Here is a 19,374-nt window from a genome sequence, read left to right on the forward strand (position 1 = left end):
CCTACGGTCGCTCCATGCGCCTGCGAATCGTCGATGCCTTCACCGACCGCCCCTTCCGCGGCAACCCCGCCGGGGTCCTGCTCCTCGACGGGGAGTTCCCCCCGGACGCCTGGCTCCAGCAGGTCGCCACCGAGGTCAACCTGTCCGAGACCGCGTTCGCCCGCCCGCTGCCGCCCGGCGGGGACGCCGACTGGGCCCTGCGCTGGTTCACCCCGTCCGCGGAAGTCGACATGTGCGGCCACGCCACGCTGGCCACGGCGCACGTGATCGCGACGAGCGGCCTGGCCACGGGGCTGATCCGGTTCTCCGCGCGGTGCGGCATCCTCACGGCCGCGACCGCGGAGGACGGCACGATCACGATGGACTTCCCGACGTCCTCGCTGACACCGGTGGACGCGGACCCCGCCGTACGGAGCGCCCTGCGCGCCGAGATCAGGTCCGTCCACGACACGTCCGAGCACATCGGCGACCTGGTCGTCGAGCTGGCGGACGAACGCGCCGTACGCGAGCTCACCCCCGACATCGCAGCCCTGCGCGGCTACTCCCGCCGCGGGGTGATCGTCACCGCGGCCGCCGAGGACCCGTCCCGCGGGTACGACTTCGTCTCCCGCGGCTTCTTCCCGGCCTTCGGGATCGACGAGGACCCGGTCACGGGTAGCGCCCACACCGCGCTCGCCCCGTTCTGGGCCTCCCGCCTGGGCCGCACCTCGCTCGTCGGACTCCAGGGCGGGGCGCGCACCGGCCTCGTCCGGGTCCGCCTGGCGGGCGACCGTACGCTCCTCACCGGCAACGCGGTCACGGTCGTCGACGGCGAACTGCTCGCCCGCCCCTGACCGGCGTCGGCCTAGGGGGTCGGCAGCCAGCCCACCTTGCCCGCGAGCAGTGCGTACCCGCCGAAGGCCACGATGTCGAGCAGTGCGTGTGCGACGACGAGCGGACCCACCCGCCCCCAGCGCCGGTAGGCCAGGACGAAGACGACGCCCATCACCATGTTGCCGAGGAAGCCGCCGATGCCCTGGTAGAGGTGGTACGAGCCGCGCAGCACCGCACTGGCCAGCAGCGCGGCGGTCGGCGACCAGCCCAGCTGATCGAGTCGGCGCAGCAGGTAGGCCAGCACGATGACCTCCTCCACCACGGAGTTCTGCACCGCGGAGAGGATCAGCACGGGGAACTTCCACCACACGTCCGGCAGCGCCTCCGGCACCACCGTGAGGTTGAAGCCGCTCGCCCGCGCCGCCAGGTAGAAGGCCAGCCCCGCGCTCCCGATCCCGGCCGCGACCAGGGCTCCGCGCCCCAGGTCCCAGCCCGGCCGGGTCCGGTCGAAGCCCAGCACCCGCAGCCCCGGTGCGCCCTCCCGGGTCAGCAGGTGGGCCACCAGCAGCACCGGCACCAGCGCCGTGCCGATGCCGAACAGCTGCCAGGCCAGGTCCAGCCAGGGCCGGCCGGGGGCGTACGAGCCGTTGAGCGTGGCGGCCTGGTCCTTGAGGCCGCCCGGCTTGGTCAGCGAGCCGATGAAGCTGATCAGCGAGGAGAAGGCGCTCGCCCCCAGCGACAGCGCCAGCACGAGCAGCGTCTCGGTGCGCAGGACCCCCCGCCCGTCCTCGTGCAACGCCTTGACCACCGGCTCCGGCTCCGCCCGCACGTCCGACTCCGTCCCGCCGTTCCGCTGCTGTCCACCCCATACTGCCTCCTCGGCAGGGCGGGGCGGATCACCGGACCCGGAACGTGTGCAGGGCGACCGGTTCAGCGCCGGACCGGCACCGGGGCGCTCACCTCCTCGTCCACCAGGCCGACGGGCCAGGTGTGCACGGGATCGCCCTTGTGCATCAGCTCGCTGTAGCGCCGGGTGATCGCGGCCAGCGCCGCGTCCCGCTCCATCCCTGACGCGAGTGCCCGGTGGTAGGTGTCAACCTGCCAGGTCGCCCCGTTGACCCGCCGCTGGCAGCGCTCCTCGATGATGCCGAGGTAGTGGTCCCGGTCGGCGGGCTCGATGCCCCAGGCGTCCAGGCCGGCCGCCGCCATCGGCAGCAGTTCGTCCAGGACCAGCCGTACGGCGGACACGCCGGCCAGGCCGCCGCCCCGGCCCCGGCGCGGCCAGCGCAGCCGCGCGTCGATCCCGTACCGGCAGGCCGCGTCGAAGTTGGCCTCCGCCTCGGCGAACGGCAGCCGGGTCCACACCGGCCGCTGCTCGTCGGCGAGCGTGCGGACGAGCCCGTAGTAGAAGGCGGCGTTCGCCACGACGTCGGCGACCGTCGGCCCGGCCGGCAGCACCCGGTTCTCCACCCGCAGGTGCGGCATCCCGTCGGCGACCCCGTACACGGGCCGGTTCCACCGGTAGACCGTGCCGTTGTGCAGCACCAGTTCCTGCAGGCTCGGCACCCCGCCCTCGGCGAGCACGCGCAGCGGCTCCTCCTCGTCGCAGATGGGCAGCAGGGCCGGGAAGTAGCGGACGTTCTCCGCGAAGAGCTCGTACGCCGACTCCACCCAGCGCTCCCCGAACCAGGTCCGCGGCCGCACCCCCTGGGCCTGGAGCTCGGGCGGCCGGGTGTCGGTGGCCTGGGTGAACAGCGGCGGCCGCGACTCCCGCCACAGCTCACGCCCGAACAGGAACGGCGAGTTGGCACCCACGGCTATCTGCACGGCGGTCACCGCCTGCGCCGCGTTCCACACGTCGGCGAACCGGGCCGGCGTCACCTGCAGATGCAGCTGTACGGAAGTGCAGGCGGCCTCCGGCACGATCGACCCGGTGCTCCACGTGAGCCGCTCGACCCCGTCGATGTCGAGCATGAAGTCCTCGCCGCGCATCATGAGGATCTGCTCGTTCAGCAGCGAGTAGCGGTCCACCGCCGAGAGGTTCGCGGTGACCAGGTCGGAGCGGGTGATCGTCGGCAGGATGCCGATCATCACCACCCCGGCGTCGATCTCCGCGGCCTGCCGGTGGGCATAGCCGAGCCCTGCACTCAGTTCCTCGGCGAGCTGGTCGAATACCCGGCCGCCGAGCCGGTGCGGAAGGACGTTCACCTCCAGGTTGAACATTCCGAGTTCGGTCTGGAAATCGGGGCTCGCAATCCGCTCCAGAACCTGGGCATTCACCATTCTCGGCAACCCGTCTGCACCCGCGAGATTCAGCTCGATCTCCAGCCCCATCATGTTCTTTGGCCGGTCGAACCTCTTCTCCGCCAGAAGCCGCTCCAGTCCCTCCAGACACTCGTGAAGCTTCCTCCGGTACTTCTGCCGATCGGACAGGTCGAATCCGCCCGCCACGACCTTCTCCCCCATCGAAGCGTCCCTCCTCGAGTGGGCCTGGCCTGTGCCACCCAGGCGCGCGTGTACGGTCGATGATGCCCCGACGGCGTGATCGATAACGCCGAGGGGGCGTGCGTGGCGGGGAGCGCGCGCCGGTTTGGCCGAAGGGCGCTATGGCACATTCACTTGGCAAGACACCGTATGCAAATTCCGCATGCGTTTTGCCGGTTCCGCATAATGGACGCTTTCCAGCCGAGCCCCCGTCCGGTAACCTCCGAGGTCAGCGCGACATGTTCGCGCGCAACCGGCATGAATGCCATGTCAGCGGGACCGGTAAGCGCCTTGTCGGCAATAGGCGGGACAGCTAGCCGAAACACTGCGTGAACACATGTCGTATAAACTCCGCAAACGAGGCAGAGAGTTGGCGCGCGGCCATTGCCCCTCAGCCCCCCTCTGGCCCCAGAATGCGACAGCGCCGTCCGCACCTGCCCCGATCCACAGGTCTCCCAAGTGAGAGGCGACCCACCATGCCGCTGCATGTCCCTCCGGCTCCCGCGCCCGCCCTGCGCAGCGTCCTCGCGGCACTCGGTTCCCCCACCGCCGTCCACGAGGCGCACACTCCGGCCCTGCGCGCGCTGCAGGGTCCGATGACCGCCGAACTGCCGCTTCCGGTCCACGTCCTCGACCGGTTGAACATCTCGGAGCTGGCTGCGGGGGGCCGTCCGCCCCGTACCCGGCTGACCGCCTGGCGGTTCCTGATCCGCAGCGGCGACCGGTACGTCGCCGCCGCGGACACCCGGCTGACGCCGGACGGCTGGGCCTTCTCCCATTTCTTCGAGGGCCCGTATGTCGCGGCCACCGAACGCGCCCTGCGCCAGGCGGAATCCCTCGGCAAGAGCTACCAGCCGCGGCTGCTCTCCGTACCGGAGCTGTACATGCTGACGCTGTGGCTGCACGGGGCGGTCGGCGCCGATGCCTCCGCCGGGCTGCCGGCCGCCGCGGATCTCCTGGTGCCACTGGCGCCGGCCCCGCCCGGCATCGCCGCGTACCGGCCGCACCCGGTGTCCGAGCTGCTGCCCGTGATGACCCACCGGCTCGCTCCGCCGAGTCCGCCGCTCCCGCCGTCGCTGGCCGCACCGGCCGCCTGACCCGGGGCCCGAGCAGGTCCCGAGCCGAGCCCGAGCCGGGCCGGGGCATGGTCCGAGCTGCGTCCGGGCATGGTCTGAGCTGGCCCGTTGCGGGGCCGGTGACCCGTACGACCCATTCGGTCTAGCCCACTCGGGTCACCTGCGAACCACCCGAAATGACAGGGGAGTTGGGTTGAACCGCCCGCACGAGTGATGCGTCATCAATCTATGAGGACAGCTGCCGGGAAATCCCTGCGGACTCAAGTCCGGGGGGCAACACTGGGACCCTGACCAAACCATGACGTTGATACGGGGGGCGGCCATGAACAACGCATCGAGCCGCAGCACACAGACCACATCGCAGCGAAAGAACGCATCCATGTGCCAGCACCAGCCAGCGTGCCCGTCAGCCGACTCCGCCGACCGGGAGGCCGCCAAGCCCGTGGCCAACCACCCGGAACAGGGCTGGAGCCTGCTGTGCAACGGCGTCCTGCTCTTCGAGGACACCGGTGAGCTGCTGCCGGACGGCCAGATCATCGCCCCGCACCGCCCGCTCGCTGCGGCGCAGGTGATGAAAGCGGCCTAGTCCGACGACAGCACGGAGTGAACGGAACGGAACAGAACAGAACGCAGAGGGGCCGGCCCGGGAATCATTCTCCCGGACCGGCCCCTTCGTCATGCCGTCATGTCATACGAATATGTCATGTCACCGAACGGACACGGTGTCGTAGTGCCGTACGGCTCAGTTGTCGTACTCGTCCAGCGGCGGGCAGGAGCACACCAGGTTGCGGTCGCCGAAGGCACCGTCGATACGGCGTACCGGCGGCCAGTACTTCTCGGCTGCCGTGACCCCGCCGGGGAAGACGGCCTCGTCTCGGCTGTACGGGTGGTTCCACTCGCCGCCCAGCGCCGCCGCCGTGTGCGGGGAGTTGGCCAGCGGGTTGTCGTCCACCGGCCACTCGCCGCCCGCGACCCGCTCGATCTCGGCGCGGATGGCGATCATCGCGTCGCAGAAGCGGTCGATCTCGGCGAGGTCCTCGGACTCCGTCGGCTCGATCATGAGCGTCCCGGCCACCGGGAAGGACATGGTCGGCGCGTGGAACCCGTAGTCGATCAGACGCTTGGCGATGTCGTCGATGCTCACGCCGGTCGCCTTCGACAGCGGGCGCATGTCGATGATGCACTCGTGCGCGACCAGGTTGCCCGGGCCGGTGTAGAGCACCGGGTAGTGCGGCTCCAGGCGCTTGGCGATGTAGTTCGCACCGAGCACCGCCACCTGGGTGGCGCGCTTGAGGCCCTCGCCGCCCATGAGGCGCACGTACGACCACGAGATCGGCAGGATGCCGGCCGAGCCCCACGGCGCCGCCGAGATCGGGCCGACGCCCGTCTCCGGGCCCGCGGTGGGCTGGAGCGGGTGGTTCGGCAGGTACGGGGCAAGGTGCGCCCGGACGCCGACCGGGCCGACGCCCGGGCCGCCGCCGCCGTGCGGGATGCAGAAGGTCTTGTGCAGGTTCAGGTGCGAGACGTCGCCGCCGAAGTGACCCGGCTTGGCCAGGCCCACCAGGGCGTTGAGGTTGGCGCCGTCCACGTAGACCTGGCCGCCGGCGTCGTGCACCTGGGCGCAGATGTCGGCGACGTGCTCCTCGAACACACCGTGCGTCGAGGGGTACGTGATCATCAGCACGGCGAGCTCGTCGCGGTACTGCTCGATCTTGGCGCGCAGGTCGGCCGCGTCCACCTCGCCGTCGTCGGCGGTCTTGACGACGACGACCTTCATGCCGGCCATCACGGCGCTGGCGGCGTTGGTGCCGTGCGCGGAGGACGGGATGAGGCAGACGGTGCGCTGCTCGTCGCCGTTCGCCCGGTGGTAGGCCCGGACGGCCAGCAGGCCGGCGAGCTCACCCTGGGAGCCGGCGTTGGGCTGGATGGAGACCTTGTCGTAGCCGGTGACCTCGCAGAGACGTTCCTCCAGCTCCGAGATGAGCGTGAGGTACCCCTCGGCCTGCTCGACCGGGGCGAACGGGTGCAGCTGGCCGAATTCCGGCCAGGTGACCGACTCCATCTCGGTGGTCGCGTTGAGCTTCATGGTGCAGGAGCCCAGCGGGATCATGCCGCGGTCCAGCGCGTAGTCCTTGTCCGCCAGCTTGCGCAGGTAGCGCAGCATCGCGGTCTCGCTGCGGTGCTGGTGGAAGACCGGGTGCGCCAGGTAGTCGTCCGAGCGCAGCAGGCCCTCGGGCAGGGCGTCGGCGGTGGTCCCGTCGAGGGCCTCGATGTCGGCGCTCACGCCGAAGGCGGCCCAGACGGCCTCGACGCCGGCGCGCAGGGTGGTCTCGTCGCAGGAGACGGAGACGTGGTCCGCGTCGACCTGGAACAGGTTGACCCCGCCCTTGCGGGCGGCGGCGGCGACCTCGGCGGCCTTGCCGGGCACCCGGGCGGTGAGGGTGTCGAAGTACGCGCCGTGCACGAGCTCGACCCCGCCGGCCGTCAGACCGGCGGCGAGCAGGGCCGCGTAGCGGTGCGTACGGCGGGCGATCGTCCGCAGGCCGTCCGGACCGTGGTAGACCGCGTACATGCCGGCCATGACGGCGAGCAGCACCTGCGCGGTGCAGATGTTGCTGGTGGCCTTCTCCCGGCGGATGTGCTGCTCACGGGTCTGCAGCGCCAGGCGGTACGCCTTGTTGCCGTCCGCGTCCACGGAGACGCCGACGAGGCGGCCCGGCAGCGAGCGGGCGTGCTTGTCCTGGACGGCCATGTAGCCTGCGTGCGGGCCACCGAAGCCCATCGGGACGCCGAAGCGCTGGGTGGTGCCGACTGCGATGTCCGCGCCGAGCGCGCCCGGGGAGGTCAGCAGGGTCAGGGCGAGCAGGTCGGCGGCGACGGCGACGATCGCGCCGAGGCCGTGCGCCTGGTCGATGACCGGCTTGATGTCCCGTACGGCACCGGAGGCGCCCGGGTACTGGAGCAGCACGCCGTAGACGCCGCGCTCGGCGATCTCGGCCGGGATGCCCCCGGACAGGTCGGCGACGACGATCTCGATGCCGATCGGCTCGGCGCGGGTCTCGATCACGGCGATGGTCTGCGGCAGCGCGTCGGCGTCGACGAGGAAGATGTTCCCCTTGGACTTGCCCACGCGGCGGGCCAGCGTCATGGCCTCGGCCGCGGCGGTGCCCTCGTCGAGCAGGGAGGCGCCGGAGGTCGGCAGGCCGGTGAGGTCCGCGACGACGGTCTGGAAGTTGAGGAGCGCCTCGAGGCGGCCCTGCGAGATCTCCGGCTGGTAGGGCGTGTACGCCGTGTACCAGGCCGGGTTCTCCATGACGTTGCGCAGGATCACCGGCGGCGTGAAGGTCCCGTAGTAGCCGAGGCCGATCATCGGCGTCAGGACCTGGTTGCGGTCGGCGAGCGAACGCAGCTCGGCCAGCACCTCGGCCTCGGTCAGCGCCTCGGGCAGGTTCAGCGCCTCGGCGCTCTTGATCACATCCGGTACCGCGGCGGCGGTCAGTTCGTCCAGCGAGCCGTAGCCCACATGGGCGAGCATCTTCGCCTGCGCCTCGGCGTCCGGGCCGATGTGGCGCTGCTCGAAGGGGATCCCTCGCTCCAGCTGGGAGAGCGGAATGCGGTTGGCGGTCATGTACGGAGGCCTCCTGGGTCGTACGACCTGCGAGGGGCACCACGGCGCGGGCACCCGGACGGCCTCCCCCTCTGTCATCTCAACCTGAGAGCTTCACCGGAGTCGCGGGGATGGCCCGCGGATTCCGGCTTTCACCGTCGGTGAGGGGAGGAACCGGCACTGCGCACCCGGTACCTGCCCCTGCTTTCCAGAGTGGCCTCGTCACGTGCGGTACGTATGCCTGAGAGATTCCGGGGAGGATTTGCTCCTTCGGCGCCTCCGTCATGCTCACTCGGAGGACTCTCCCGCACAGGGTCAACAGCCGTCACCCAGCCTACCAGCGAGGTTCCCGGCCCTCCCTCGAGTGGCCCCCACTCCGGAAATGCACTTTTGTAGTCGTTACGGAGGAGTTGCGACCATATGGAGGGACCGTGCAGACCGACATCGATCCGCGCAGCCTGATCGGCCGCAAGGCGTTCGACCGCAACGGAACCAAGATCGGCACCGTCGACGAGGTCTACCTCGACGATGCCACGGGCGTGCCCGAGTGGGCCGCCGTCCGGACGGGCCTGTTCAGCCGGGACGCGTTCGTCCCGCTGGAACCGAGCGAGGTGGTCGACGACACCCTGCGGGTCCCCTTCGAGCGCTCCCTGATCAAGGACGCCCCGGACTTCGGAGTCGGCCGCCACCTCTCCCCCGAACAGGAGCTGCAGCTCTACCACCACTACGGACTGGACGTCTCCCTCCCGTCGGACATCCAGCGCGACTTCGGCCGCCTGGCGAACGGCGACGACACCCCCTAAGCGGCCTCGGGCGGTACGGATTCCCCTACGAGGGGCAGCGGATCGGACGGCTCCAGCTCGGGGTCGTCCACCCGGAAGGTGCGCACCCGGCCCGGTGGCGATCCGGGCCGCTCGAACCGCACGGTCACCCTCCCGACCCCGCTGCCCTGCACCCACCCGGGCCCGTACACGGCATGCCGTACGTCGCTCCCGGCCGCCCAGCGGCGTTCCCGGGCGGGCTCCGGCTCCCCGGACGGCTCCGCAGCCCCGGGGGCCTCTGCAGGCCCACCAGACCCTGCCGGACCTGCCTGGCCACCGGACCCGACCGGCCCGCCCGCCCCGGCGGCCTCCGCAGCGCCGTCCGGCTCGGCTGCCCCGCCCTCGGCGGCGGCCTCCGCAGCAGCCTCCGCGGCCTCAGCGGCCATGGACTGCGCGAACAGGTCCTCCTGGGTGTAGTCCGCCAGCCCGGTCACACCGACCCCCAGCAGCCGCACCCCGCCCGTGGTGTCCACCGCCTCCAGCAGCCGCGCCGCGGCCTCCCGCACCACCGCAGGGTCGTCGGTGGGCCCCCGCAGCGTCTCGGAGCGCGTCAGGGTCGAGAAGTCGTACCGCCGCACCTTCAGCACGATCGTGCGCCCGGAGTGCCCCGAGTCCCGCAGCCGGTGCACACACCGGTCCGCGAGCCGCTGCACCTCGTTGCGGATCCGCACCCGGTCGTGCAGGTCCACGTCGAAGGTGTCCTCGACCGACACGGACTTCGCATCGCGCTCAGCGACCACCGGCCGGTCGTCCAGCCCCAGCGCCATCCGGTACAGGCCGACCCCGTGCGAGCGCCCGACCATCCGGACCAGCTCGTCCTCGCCGGCCTCGGCGAGCTCCCCCACGGTGGTGATCCCGGCCCGCCGCAGGTGCTCCCCGGTGGCCGGCCCCACCCCCGGCAGGGTCCGTACCGACATCGGCGCGAGCAGGGCCCGCTCCGTGCCCGGCTCGATCAACAGCAGCCCGTCCGGCTTGGCCTCCTCCGAGGCCACCTTCGCCAGCATCTTCGACCCCGCGAGCCCCACCGACCCACTGAGCCCGGTCGCCGCCAGGATGTCCGCCCGCAGCCGCTGTCCCGTCTCCAGGGCGGATTCCGCGTCGAAGGCAGTGCCACCCGCCTCCAGGTCCACGAAGGCCTCGTCCAGGCTGAGCGGCTCCACGAGCGGCGACAGCTCCCGCAGCAGCGCCATGACCACCTCGCTGACCGCCCGGTACAGGCTGAAGCGCGGGATCAGGCAGGCGCCGTTCGGGCAGAGCCGCCGCGCCTGGGCCATCGGCATCGCCGAGTGCACCCCGAAGCGCCGCGCCTCGTAGGAAGCGGTGGCGACCACCCCGCGCGGGCCGAGCCCGCCGACGATCACGGCCTTGCCGCGCAGGCTCGGCTTCGATGCCTGCTCCACGGATGCGTAGAAGGCGTCCATGTCCAGATGCAGGATGGTCGGCGCGGCTCTCACAGCCCCGATGCTGCCCTACGCCACTGACAATCGGCCGGGGCCGGGCCCGGCGCCTTCGCGGCCGGGCCGGGGACCGGTCTCAGCCGGCCCGGTTGCGCCGGGCGGCGAGCTCGTCCGTCGGGTTGTGGCCGACCACGGTCTCGCCGGTGTCGACCCGCTCGCCGTGCAGCTGCGACAGCGCGTTCTCGACATCGCGCCAGACCACGCCCACGGCGATGCCGAAGATGCCCTGCCCGCCCTGGAGCAGGCTCACGACCTGGTCCGGCGAGGTGCACTCGTACACGGTGGCGCCGTCGCTCATCAGCGTCATGCGCTCGAGGTCCGCGAAACCGCGGTCCCGCAGGTGCTGGACCGTGGTCCGGATGTTCTGCAGCGCCACACCGGTGTCGAGGAAGCGCTTGACGATCTTGAGGACGACGACGTCCCGGAAGCTGTACAGGCGCTGCGTGCCCGACCCGTACGCGGGGCGCACCGTGGGCTCCACCAGCCCGGTCCGCGCCCAGTAGTCGAGCTGCCGGTACGTGATGCCCGCCGCGGCGCACGCCGTCGGACCCCGGTAGCCGACTTGTTCGGGTGCCGGGTCCGCGCCGGCCGCTGCGACCGTGGCCGCCTCCGGCTGACGGCGCGCGGAACCTGCCGCGCTGCCGTGGAGCGGGTACGGCCCACCGTCACTCCGCACGGGGATGCCCCCGGTCGTACCGTCGCCCGTGACTCTCACGCCGACCCTCCGTCCTTGACCTGCCCCCTCGAAGGTAGGCAGTCACCAGGGGTGCGTCAACGATCGCCACACTCGGCACGCCGAGTGATAATCACCCTGAGAGTGGTTTCCCGTGCCCCATTTCGGGGAAAGGTTAACCGAATGGGCTGACACTCCCTATGGACGGGCGCGGTCGGCGGCTCATTGTGGCCCGGTGCCGAAGTCCTCCGGAGAGATCTGGTCGAGGAACTCGCGGAACTTCTCCACCTCGTCCTCCTGCTCGTCCGGAATGGCGATTCCGGCGTCGTCGAGCACGCCGTCGCTGCCGTAGATCGGCGTCCCCGTACGCAGGGCCAGCGCTATGGCGTCGGAGGGCCGCGCGCTCACCTCGACCCCGCTGGCGAAGACGAGCTCCGCGTAGAAGACGCCCTCCCGCAGATCCGTGATCCGGACCTCGGTGAGCTCCTCGCCGATCGCCTCCAGCACGTCCTTGAACAGGTCGTGCGTCAGCGGCCGGGCAGGGGCCATGCCCTGCTGCGCGAAGGCAATGGCGGTCGCCTCCCCTGGTCCGATCCAGATGGGGAGGTACCGGTCGCCTCCCACTTCACGCAGGAGCACGATCGGTTGGTTGGAGGGCATTTCCACCCGGACACCCACAACGTCGAGCTCGTTCACACAGCAACCCTAGGACCTGCCCGGCAGGTTTGGGTAGTCGGGCCCCCCTCGAAGATCCCCGGGGTCAGTGCAGACGGACCCCGAGAGCCGTCTGCACCAAGGCCTCGTGGAGCCGTACGGAGAGCCCCGCGAGCTCTTTCATGGTGGCCTCGGCATGCGCCCTGGTCTGCGGGTTGCGGTGCCGCCGCAGCGGTGCCACGACCTGCTCCACCAGCCCCGCCTCCCGGTCCGCGGCGGCCTTCATGGCCCGCAGGTGCCGGGGCTCCAGCCCGAACCGGCCCAGATCCGCCACCAGGCGGGCCACGGTGACCGCCTCGGCGTCGAATCCGCCGCCGGGAGCCTCACCGATCAGCCCGTACGACTCCCATTCGGCCAGCTGCGCCTCGTCCACCTCGGCCGAGGCGATCAGCTCGGCGCGGCCCACCCGGGCCGCGGTCGGCCGCTCCCGGCCCACCTCGCCGTAGACGGCGGAAGGGCTGGCCGGATCGACGGAATCCCCGTGCGCCGTGGGCGACGGGATACGGATCTGCTCGCCGCGGGCGAGCGCGTCCAGCTGTTCGCGGATGACCTTCAACGGCAGGTAGTGGTCCCGCTGCAGACGCAGGATGCGAGCAAGCCGCTCGACGTCCTCCGTGCTGAACTTGCGGTATCCGGAGGGTGTGCGCCGGGGCTCGACGAGCCCCTCCGCCTCCAGGAAGCGAATCTTCGAGATCGTGACTTCGGGGAACTCGTCGCGCAGCATGGTGAGCACCGTGCCGATGCTCACCAGCCGCCCGGGCGCGCCGGCGGTGCCTCTCTTCGAGGCGCCGCCGGTGGGGGTACGCAGCATGGGACCTTCCCTCTGGGGATCCCCCCGGACGGAGTCCGGAGGTGGGGGTCCCCCCGGGCGGAGCCCAGGGGGCGGTCAGACGCCCCGCAGGCTCGCGTAGAAGACCATCCGGTACTTGCCGATCTGCACCTCGTCGCCGTTGTGCAGGGCGACCGAGTCGATCGGCTCACGGTTGACGTACGTGCCGTTGAGGCTGCCCACGTCGGCGACGGTGAAGCCGCCCTCCTGGCTCCTGCGGAACTCGACATGCCGCCGGGAGACCGTGACGTCGTCCAGGAAGATGTCGCTCTGCGGGTGCCGGCCCGCCGTGGTCAGCTCACCGTCCAGCAGGAAGCGGCTGCCGGAGTTCGGGCCGCGCCGCACGATCAGCAGGGCGGAACCCGGAGGCAGAGCTTCCACCGCGGCCTGGGCCTCGGGGGACAGCGAGGACGACACGTGCTGTTGTCCGGACACCTCGGCCTCGTAGGCCTCGAGGCCCGAGATCGAGATGGTGGACGTGGTCTCCGAGGCACGCTCCGGCGTCAGGCCCGCCCGCAGCGGCGCGCCGCAGTTGGAGCAGAACCGGCTGGCCGCATCGCTGCGGTGTCCGCACCTGCTGCAAACCTGCTCGGCCGACATGGACGGCTCCTCGCGCCGCGGCTGCCCCGCGGAGGCATTGGTGGCATACGGGTCGGGGGAAAACCCTCCACCCGAACTTGAGGTTGATGGTTCACCGAAACCTATGCGTCCGGAACCTGCAGGGTCAACAGACGACGCGCCCGGCGCGCCCGAAACATCACCCGCGCCGGCGACCTCGTCACGGAAGAGCGGCCGGTCGCCCTGCCCTTCCACCTCTCCCTGCCCCGCGCGGTGCCTCGCTGCACCGTCCTCGCGGTTCTTCTTTCCGAACAACTTCTCAAACAACTTCACGGGCGATTCCCCTTGAACGAAACAGACCCGCCCGTGGGGCAGGACGAACTCCGAATGCACACACCTGCCGACCCGGACATTCTCACAACGTCCGTAACCACCAGACAGTTTCCACCACGCACCACGACTTCAGTGCGCCGACCCCCCGCAGGCATCAGCCCGCGTGAGCCCGTCCGCTCCCCGTCCCACATCACGACGATGACGACCGAGCGTAGTCAGGCTGCTTCGCAGCCCGCAAGGCATCCACAACGATCTTCGCCGACCGTGTGACGGCGACGGTGGCCTGTTCCTTCTCCAGCGTCTGCACGACACCGCCGGGAATGTTCAGAGCAGGCTCCAGATCCTGTGCCTTGCCGATCACCTTGAACTCATAAGGCTGTGTGATCTTCTTACCGTCGATCCCGATCCCGCCGCCCGCGTCCGAGAAGAACGAGCCCGCCACGATGCGCACGCCGTTGATCTGGATCGCCTCGGCCCCGGCCGCCCGCAGCTCCTGGAGGGTGTCCAGCAGCTGGTCCGACTGCACCTGGCCCTTGGGATCGGTGATCTTCAGCGTGATGCCCGGCCCCTGCGCTGCCACCGTACCGGCCAGGATCCCGAGTTGGCGCTCCTTCTCGATGGTCTGCCGCCGGGCCTCTTCGGCCTGGTTGGAGCTGCTCTCCAACTCCTTGCGCTGGTCCTCCAGCTGCTGCTTCTCGTCCTCCAGGCGCTTGGTCCGCCCGTCGAGCTCGTCGAGGATCCGTACGAGGTCCTCCTGGCGGGCCCCGCGCAGCGCACTGGAGTCGCTGTTCGACCGCACCTGGATGGCCAGGCCCAGCCCGAGGACGAACAGGAGGAGCGCCACGATCAGTTGGGCCCGGCTCACCCGCGGCGGCCACAGCCCCTCCGCCAGCCGCTGGCGGCCGGTCTGCGCCGGCTCGGCGGCCTTGTCTATGGCGGCCGCCTCGGATGCGGTGGTTCCGGTGGATTCGTCGGGCCGAGCCGGCTGGGCCGGCTGCGCCGGCTGCGCCTCGCGCTGGGCGCCCTCTTCGGGCTGGTCCTGCGGCGGCAGCTCCGAGCCCATCGGCTCCTCGGGCGGGTTGTCGTTCGTACTCATCGGCCTCACGCCCGGAACACGTGCCGGCGGATGGCCGCGGCGTTGGAGAAGATGCGGATGCCGAGGACCACGACCACACCCGTCGACAGCTGCGAGCCGACGCCCAGCTTGTCACCGAGGAAGACGATCAGCGCCGCCACGACCACGTTCGACAGGAACGACACCACGAAGACCTTGTCCACGAAGATGCCGTCCAGCATCGCGCGCAAGCCCCCGAACACCGCGTCCAGCGCCGCCACCACGGCGATCGGCAGATAAGGCTCCACGACGGCCGGCACTTCGGGCCGGACCAGAAGTCCGACCACCACTCCGGCCACCAGGCCCAGTACCGCGATCACGATGCACCCTTCTTCGGCTCTTCTGCTGTAGCTGTACGTACGGTCAGGCTCGACGCGGCCGGCAGCCGCAGCTCGTCCGCGGGAGACAAGGTGTAGCGGATCCCGTAGTTCTCCTGCAGCGCGTGCAGGTACTGGCCGTCCGCGGAGTCCTGGAACGCGGTCCCGAGCCGCTTCTTGTCCCCCACCGCCAGCACCTCGTACGGCGGTACCAGCGGCCTGTTGTCGACCAGTATCGCGTCACCCGCGGCCCTGATCGCCGACAGCGCCGTCAGCCGCTGCCCGTTGATCGAGATGGCCTCGGCCCCGGACTGCCAGAGCCCGTTGACGATCTTCTGCATGTCCCGGTCCCGGAGCCGGCCGGTGTCCGAGAACCCGGTGTTCTCGCGCGGCTTGCCACCGCCGCCCGACGAGGAGCCCTTGGCGTCGTCCACGACCAGCTTGACCCCCGGACCGCGGACCTCCGTGGCACCGGCCAGCAGTGCCACGAGCTGACCCTGGTCGCCGCCGTGCTGTTTGAGCGCCTCACGCTGGCGGCCCACGACGTTCGCCCGCAACCGCTCGATGTCCCGCTCCAGGCCGTCCGCGCGCTCGTCGGCCCGCTGCACCCGGTCGATCAGCTCCTGCCGCTCCTTGGCCAGGACCGGCGCGGCTATCCGCGCCTGGGCAGCACCCAGCGTGACGACCATGGCGGCGAGCACGAGCCCGGCGGCGAGCGCCAGCTTGGCCTTGAGGGTGCGCGGCAGGCCCGCCGTGCCCTCCGCCTCACGCCGGGCAGACGCTTCTGCATAGCCCTCGTCGAGACTGTGGTCCATCACGTGCGTCAGCAGCGACATGGATGCGTCCGGGCGCGCGGGAGGCGCCGGCGCCGAACTCCGGTTGTGGGGCGGCTGCGACATGCCGCTCATCGTCGCATGTCGGCGCCGCCCGCACCGAATGCGCCCGTCCGGTGGACAGGGAGCAAGGCGCTCCTCACCCGGCCCACCGGACTGCGCTGGTCCGCAACGTCTCCGGCGCTCAGTGCCCGGCGCCGTCCACCACGCCCGCCCACTCGTCCAGCAGCGCCTGCGCGGACACGTCGTCGGGACCCTCGGCCCACAGGTGCGTGACCGCCTCCGCCGGGTCCGGCAGGACCAGCGCCCACCGCCCGTCGGCCTCGACCACCCGCACACCGTCGGTGGTGTCCACCTGCCGGTCCCCGGCCGCCTCCACGACCCGCCGCATCACGAGCCCCTTCACCGCCCACGGGGTCGGTACGTCCCGCTTGAGTACATGGGCTCGCGGTATCCGCGCATCGATCTGACTCAGCGTGAGCTGCGTCCGTGCCACCAGACCGATCAGCTGGACGAAGGCCGCCGACCCGTCGAACACGCTGCTGAACTCCGGGACGATGTATCCGCCCCGGCCGTCCCCGCCGAAGATCGTGTTCTCCGCCCGGCCCACCCGCGTCAGGTCGTCGGGCGAGGTCGTCGTCCACTCCACCTGCGTCCCGTGGTACGCCGCGACCTGTTCGGCGATACGGGTCGTGGTCACCGGCAGCGCCACCTTGCCGCTGCGCTTCTCGGCGGCCACGAGGTCCAGCATCACCAAAAGCGCCCGGTCGTCCTCGATGATCCGCCCGCGCTCGTCCACCAGTGAGATCCGCTCTCCCACCGGGTCGAACCGCACCCCGAACGCGGCCCGCGCCGAGGCCACGATCTCCCCGAGCCGCACCAGCCCGGCCCGCCGGGACTCCGCGGTCTCCGTCGGCCTGGACTCGTCGAGCCCCGGGTTGATCGTCAGCGCGTCCACCTCCAGCCGGCCCAGCAGGCTCGGCAGAACGAGCCCGGCACTGCCGTTGGAGGCGTCCACGACCACCTTGAGCCCGGAATCGGCGACGCCGGTCGTGTCCACCCGGCGCAGCAGGGAACCCGTATAGGCGTCGAAGACACTGCCCGGGAACTGGAGGTCGCCGATCTCGCCCGGGAACGCCCGCCGGTACTCCTGCCGCGCGTACACCCGGTCCAGCTTGCGCTGCTGCTGGAGCGAGAGGTCCGCTCCCCGCTCGTCCAGGAACACGATGTCGACCGAGTCCGGCACCCCGGGCGAGGTCCGCACCACGATCCCGCCCGCGGTACCCCGCGCGGTCTGCTGCCGCGCCACCGGCAGCGGTACGTTCTCCAGGTCGCGCACGTTGATCGCGCTGCACTGCAGCGCCGAGATCACTGCCCGCTTGAGCGCTCTCGCGCCGCGGGAGTGGTCTCGGGCCGTGGTGACCGTCGCCCCCTTCTTCAGGGTCGTCGCGTACGCGCCGGCGAGCCGGACCACCAGCTCGGGGGTGATCTCCACGTTCAGGATCCCGGAGACTCCGCGGGTGCCGAAGAGGTGTGCCTGCCCGCGGGACTCCCAGATCACCGACGTGTTGACGAAGGCGCCGGCCTCGATCGTCTTGAAGGGGTAGACCCGCACGTTCCCCTGAATGATCGATTCCTCACCGACCAGACACTCGTCACCGATGACGGCCCCGTCCTCGATCCGGGCGGCCCGCATGATGTCGGTGTTCTTGCCGATGACGCAGCCGCGCAGATTGCTGTGCTGCCCGATGTAGACGTTGTCGTGGATGACGGCCCGGTGCAGGAAGGCCCCGCTCTTCACGACGACGTTGGACCCGACGATCGTGTGCTCGCGGATCTCCACACCGGCCTCGACCTTGGCGTAGTCACCGATGTACAGCGGCCCGCGGAGCACGGCGTCGGGGCTCACCTCGGCGCCTTCGGCGATCCACACTCCGGGCGAGATCTCGAAGCCGTCCATCTCGACCTGGACCTTGCCCTCGAGTACGTCGGCCTGCGCCTTGACGTAGCTCTCGTGGGTGCCGACGTCCTCCCAGTAGCCCTCGGCCACATAGCCGTAGATCGGCTTGCCTTCCTTCATCAGCTGCGGGAAGACATCGCCGGACCAGTCGACCGGAACATCCGGGTCCACGTAGTTGAAGACCTCGGGCTCCATGACGTAGATACCGGTGTTGACGGTGTCCGAGAACACCTGGCCCCACGTCGGCTTTTCGAGGAAGCGCTCGACCTTTCCTTCCTCGTCCACGATGGTGATGCCGAATTCCAGCGGGTTCGGCACCCGGGTCAGGCACACCGTGACGAGTGCGCCCTTCTGTTTGTGGAAGCGGATGAGGTCGGTGAGGTCGAAGTCGGTGAGTGCATCGCCGGAAATGACGAGGAAAGCGTCGTCCTTCAGGGCCTCCTCGGCATTCTTCACACTGCCGGCAGTGCCGAGTGGCTTCTCCTCGTTGGCATAGGTGAGCTCCATTCCGAGCTCCTCGCCGTCACCGAAGTAGTTCTTGACGAGTGACGCCAGGAACTGGACGGTAACAACGGTCTCACTGAGCCCATGCCGCTTGAGCAGCCTGAGCACGTGCTCCATGATCGGCCGGTTGACCACCGGCAGGAGCGGCTTGGGCATGCTCGAGGTCATGGGGCGAAGACGAGTGCCTTCGCCACCGGCCATCACGACGGCCTTCATGTCGGAAGAGTCCTCCTTGAGAGACGACGTTCTCGCCGACCTCACCCGTCCCGGACGGTGACTTCGCAACTCTTCCGCGTCAGCCGGGCGCCGAGCGAGCTCAATCGGCCGCGGCGTCCGCCTTCACGAGCCGGCGGACCTGCACCACGTAAAGGATTCCTGCCCACCAGTAGAGGGTTGTACCCCATCCGGCGAACGCCCATCCGAAAACTGCCCCCATCCAGGCCAACCAACCCGTACCGTCACTGAGCAACAGCAGAGGGAAGGCGTACATCAGGTTGAAGGTCGCGGCCTTGCCGAGGAAGTTGACCTGCGGCGGCGGATAGCCGTGCCGGCGCAGGATCCAGACCATGACCAGCAGCATCAGCTCACGGGCGATCAGCGCCCCGGTGAGCCACAGCGGCAGAATGTCTCGATAGGTCAGGCCGAAGAGCGTGGAGAGGATGTACAGCCGGTCCGCGGCCGGATCCAGCAGTCGGCCCAGGCTGCTGATCTGATTCCAGCGCCGTGCCAGCTTCCCGTCGAGGTAGTCGCTGACCCCGCTGAGCATGAGGACCGCCAAGGCCCAACCGTCGTGCTCCTCCAGAATCAGCCAGAGGAACAGGGGCACGCCGACGAGGCGAGCCATGCTCAGGATGTTCGGAATGGTGAAAATTCGGTCCGTCTGAACCCGAGTCTCCTGGACCTCCACCCGGGGGCCTCCACTGTTGAACGTACGAACGATGCCTCATGACCCTACAGGAAGCTGCACCGGCCCTGAACGCAGAAAAGCCCCGCACCATAAGGTGCGGGGCTTTCTACAATGATTGTTCGGCGGCGTCCTACTCTCCCACAGGGTCCCCCCTGCAGTACCATCGGCGCTGAAAGGCTTAGCTTCCGGGTTCGGAATGTAACCGGGCGTTTCCCTAACGCTATGACCACCGAAACACTATGAAATTTGAACGCTGGCATGAACACAGCTGTTCGTTATTTCAGAACTAACACAGTGGACGCGAGCAACTGAGGACAAGCCCTCGGCCTATTAGTACCAGTCAGCTCCACCCGTTACCGGGCTTCCACATCTGG

At 70.1% G+C, this 19,374-nt stretch carries 17 protein-coding genes, 1 rRNA gene and 1 riboswitch; of the genes, 4 read left to right on the forward strand and 14 right to left on the reverse strand.

What is annotated here, in order from left to right; genetic code table 11:
* Positions 1–14 precede the first annotated feature (14 nt).
* The gene (locus ACZ5WG_RS07720) at positions 15–833 is read left to right on the forward strand and encodes a PhzF family phenazine biosynthesis protein (protein ID WP_468721410.1); all 819 of its coding nucleotides are present in this window, start codon (positions 15–17) and stop codon (positions 831–833) included.
* A gap of 11 nt (positions 834–844) precedes the next feature.
* Here the strand turns inward: ACZ5WG_RS07720 and ACZ5WG_RS07725 are convergent, their stop codons facing one another.
* The gene (locus ACZ5WG_RS07725) at positions 845–1,642 is read right to left on the reverse strand and encodes a CPBP family intramembrane glutamic endopeptidase (RefSeq protein ID WP_468721412.1); all 798 of its coding nucleotides are present in this window, start codon (positions 1,640–1,642) and stop codon (positions 845–847) included.
* A 101-nt stretch (positions 1,643–1,743) separates the two neighbouring features.
* On the reverse strand, positions 1,744–3,279 hold the full coding sequence (locus ACZ5WG_RS07730) for a glutamate-cysteine ligase family protein (RefSeq protein WP_468721413.1): 1,536 nt from the start codon (positions 3,277–3,279) through the stop codon (positions 1,744–1,746).
* 494 nt (positions 3,280–3,773) lie between these two features.
* On the opposite strand from ACZ5WG_RS07730, the gene ACZ5WG_RS07735 reads away from it, so the two are divergent.
* Both ACZ5WG_RS07735 and ACZ5WG_RS07740 read left to right on the forward strand, forming a co-directional pair.
* A complete protein-coding gene (locus ACZ5WG_RS07735) occupies positions 3,774–4,394 on the forward strand; it encodes a hypothetical protein (RefSeq protein WP_053789725.1) in 621 nt (206 codons plus the stop codon).
* A 358-nt stretch (positions 4,395–4,752) separates the two neighbouring features.
* On the forward strand, positions 4,753–4,959 hold the full coding sequence (locus ACZ5WG_RS07740; RefSeq protein ID WP_030303831.1) for a DUF5999 family protein: 207 nt from the start codon (positions 4,753–4,755) through the stop codon (positions 4,957–4,959).
* Positions 4,960–5,115: 156 nt separating this feature from the next.
* Here ACZ5WG_RS07740 and gcvP read toward each other — a convergent pair whose 3' ends face one another.
* The gene (gene gcvP / locus ACZ5WG_RS07745) at positions 5,116–8,001 is read right to left on the reverse strand and encodes an aminomethyl-transferring glycine dehydrogenase (protein ID WP_468721415.1); all 2,886 of its coding nucleotides are present in this window, start codon (positions 7,999–8,001) and stop codon (positions 5,116–5,118) included.
* 198 nt (positions 8,002–8,199) lie between these two features.
* Positions 8,200–8,298: riboswitch (glycine riboswitch) on the reverse strand.
* Positions 8,299–8,411: 113 nt separating this feature from the next.
* On the opposite strand from gcvP, the gene ACZ5WG_RS07750 reads away from it, so the two are divergent.
* Positions 8,412–8,783, forward strand: coding sequence for a PRC-barrel domain-containing protein (locus ACZ5WG_RS07750; protein ID WP_037637096.1), 372 nt, complete (start codon positions 8,412–8,414; stop codon positions 8,781–8,783).
* Here the strand turns inward: ACZ5WG_RS07750 and ACZ5WG_RS07755 are convergent.
* The 11 genes from ACZ5WG_RS07755 to rrf all read right to left on the reverse strand — a co-directional run bounded on the left by ACZ5WG_RS07755 (position 8,780) and on the right by rrf (position 19,234).
* The gene (locus tag ACZ5WG_RS07755) at positions 8,780–10,255 is read right to left on the reverse strand and encodes a DNA polymerase IV (protein WP_468721416.1); all 1,476 of its coding nucleotides are present in this window, start codon (positions 10,253–10,255) and stop codon (positions 8,780–8,782) included. The two genes, ACZ5WG_RS07750 and ACZ5WG_RS07755, sit on opposite strands and share 4 nt — an antisense overlap.
* A gap of 79 nt (positions 10,256–10,334) precedes the next feature.
* Positions 10,335–10,973 (reverse strand): MerR family transcriptional regulator, encoded by a 639-nt coding sequence (locus ACZ5WG_RS07760; RefSeq protein WP_468721417.1) that lies wholly within the window; start codon positions 10,971–10,973, stop codon positions 10,335–10,337.
* Between the two features lie 180 nt (positions 10,974–11,153).
* Entirely contained in the window at positions 11,154–11,627 is a 474-nt protein-coding gene (locus ACZ5WG_RS07765) for a bifunctional nuclease family protein (RefSeq protein ID WP_030009777.1), read from the reverse strand.
* Positions 11,628–11,691: 64 nt separating this feature from the next.
* On the reverse strand, positions 11,692–12,456 hold the full coding sequence (ftsR, locus tag ACZ5WG_RS07770) for a transcriptional regulator FtsR (protein ID WP_468721418.1): 765 nt from the start codon (positions 12,454–12,456) through the stop codon (positions 11,692–11,694).
* Positions 12,457–12,531: 75 nt separating this feature from the next.
* Entirely contained in the window at positions 12,532–13,473 is a 942-nt protein-coding gene (locus ACZ5WG_RS07775) for an FHA domain-containing protein (protein WP_468721477.1), read from the reverse strand.
* A gap of 82 nt (positions 13,474–13,555) precedes the next feature.
* Entirely contained in the window at positions 13,556–14,470 is a 915-nt protein-coding gene (locus ACZ5WG_RS07780; protein WP_468721419.1) for a DUF881 domain-containing protein, read from the reverse strand.
* Entirely contained in the window at positions 14,467–14,799 is a 333-nt protein-coding gene (locus ACZ5WG_RS07785; protein ID WP_030158423.1) for a small basic family protein, read from the reverse strand. Before ACZ5WG_RS07785 ends, ACZ5WG_RS07780 begins: the two co-directional genes overlap by 4 nt.
* Positions 14,796–15,704 (reverse strand): DUF881 domain-containing protein, encoded by a 909-nt coding sequence (locus tag ACZ5WG_RS07790; protein ID WP_468721420.1) that lies wholly within the window; start codon positions 15,702–15,704, stop codon positions 14,796–14,798. The genes ACZ5WG_RS07785 and ACZ5WG_RS07790 overlap by 4 nt, the downstream gene beginning before the upstream one ends.
* Before the next feature lie 109 nt (positions 15,705–15,813).
* Positions 15,814–18,309, reverse strand: coding sequence for a sugar phosphate nucleotidyltransferase (locus ACZ5WG_RS07795; RefSeq protein WP_468721422.1), 2,496 nt, complete (start codon positions 18,307–18,309; stop codon positions 15,814–15,816).
* Between the two features lie 100 nt (positions 18,310–18,409).
* Positions 18,410–19,000, reverse strand: a complete 591-nt coding sequence (locus ACZ5WG_RS07800; protein WP_266631309.1) for a CDP-alcohol phosphatidyltransferase family protein — start codon at positions 18,998–19,000, stop codon at positions 18,410–18,412.
* Positions 19,001–19,117: 117 nt separating this feature from the next.
* Positions 19,118–19,234, reverse strand: a 5S ribosomal RNA gene (gene rrf / locus ACZ5WG_RS07805).
* Between the last annotated feature and the right edge of the window lie 140 nt (positions 19,235–19,374).

It is taken from the genome of Streptomyces sp. NPDC032745, from assembly GCF_055579465.1.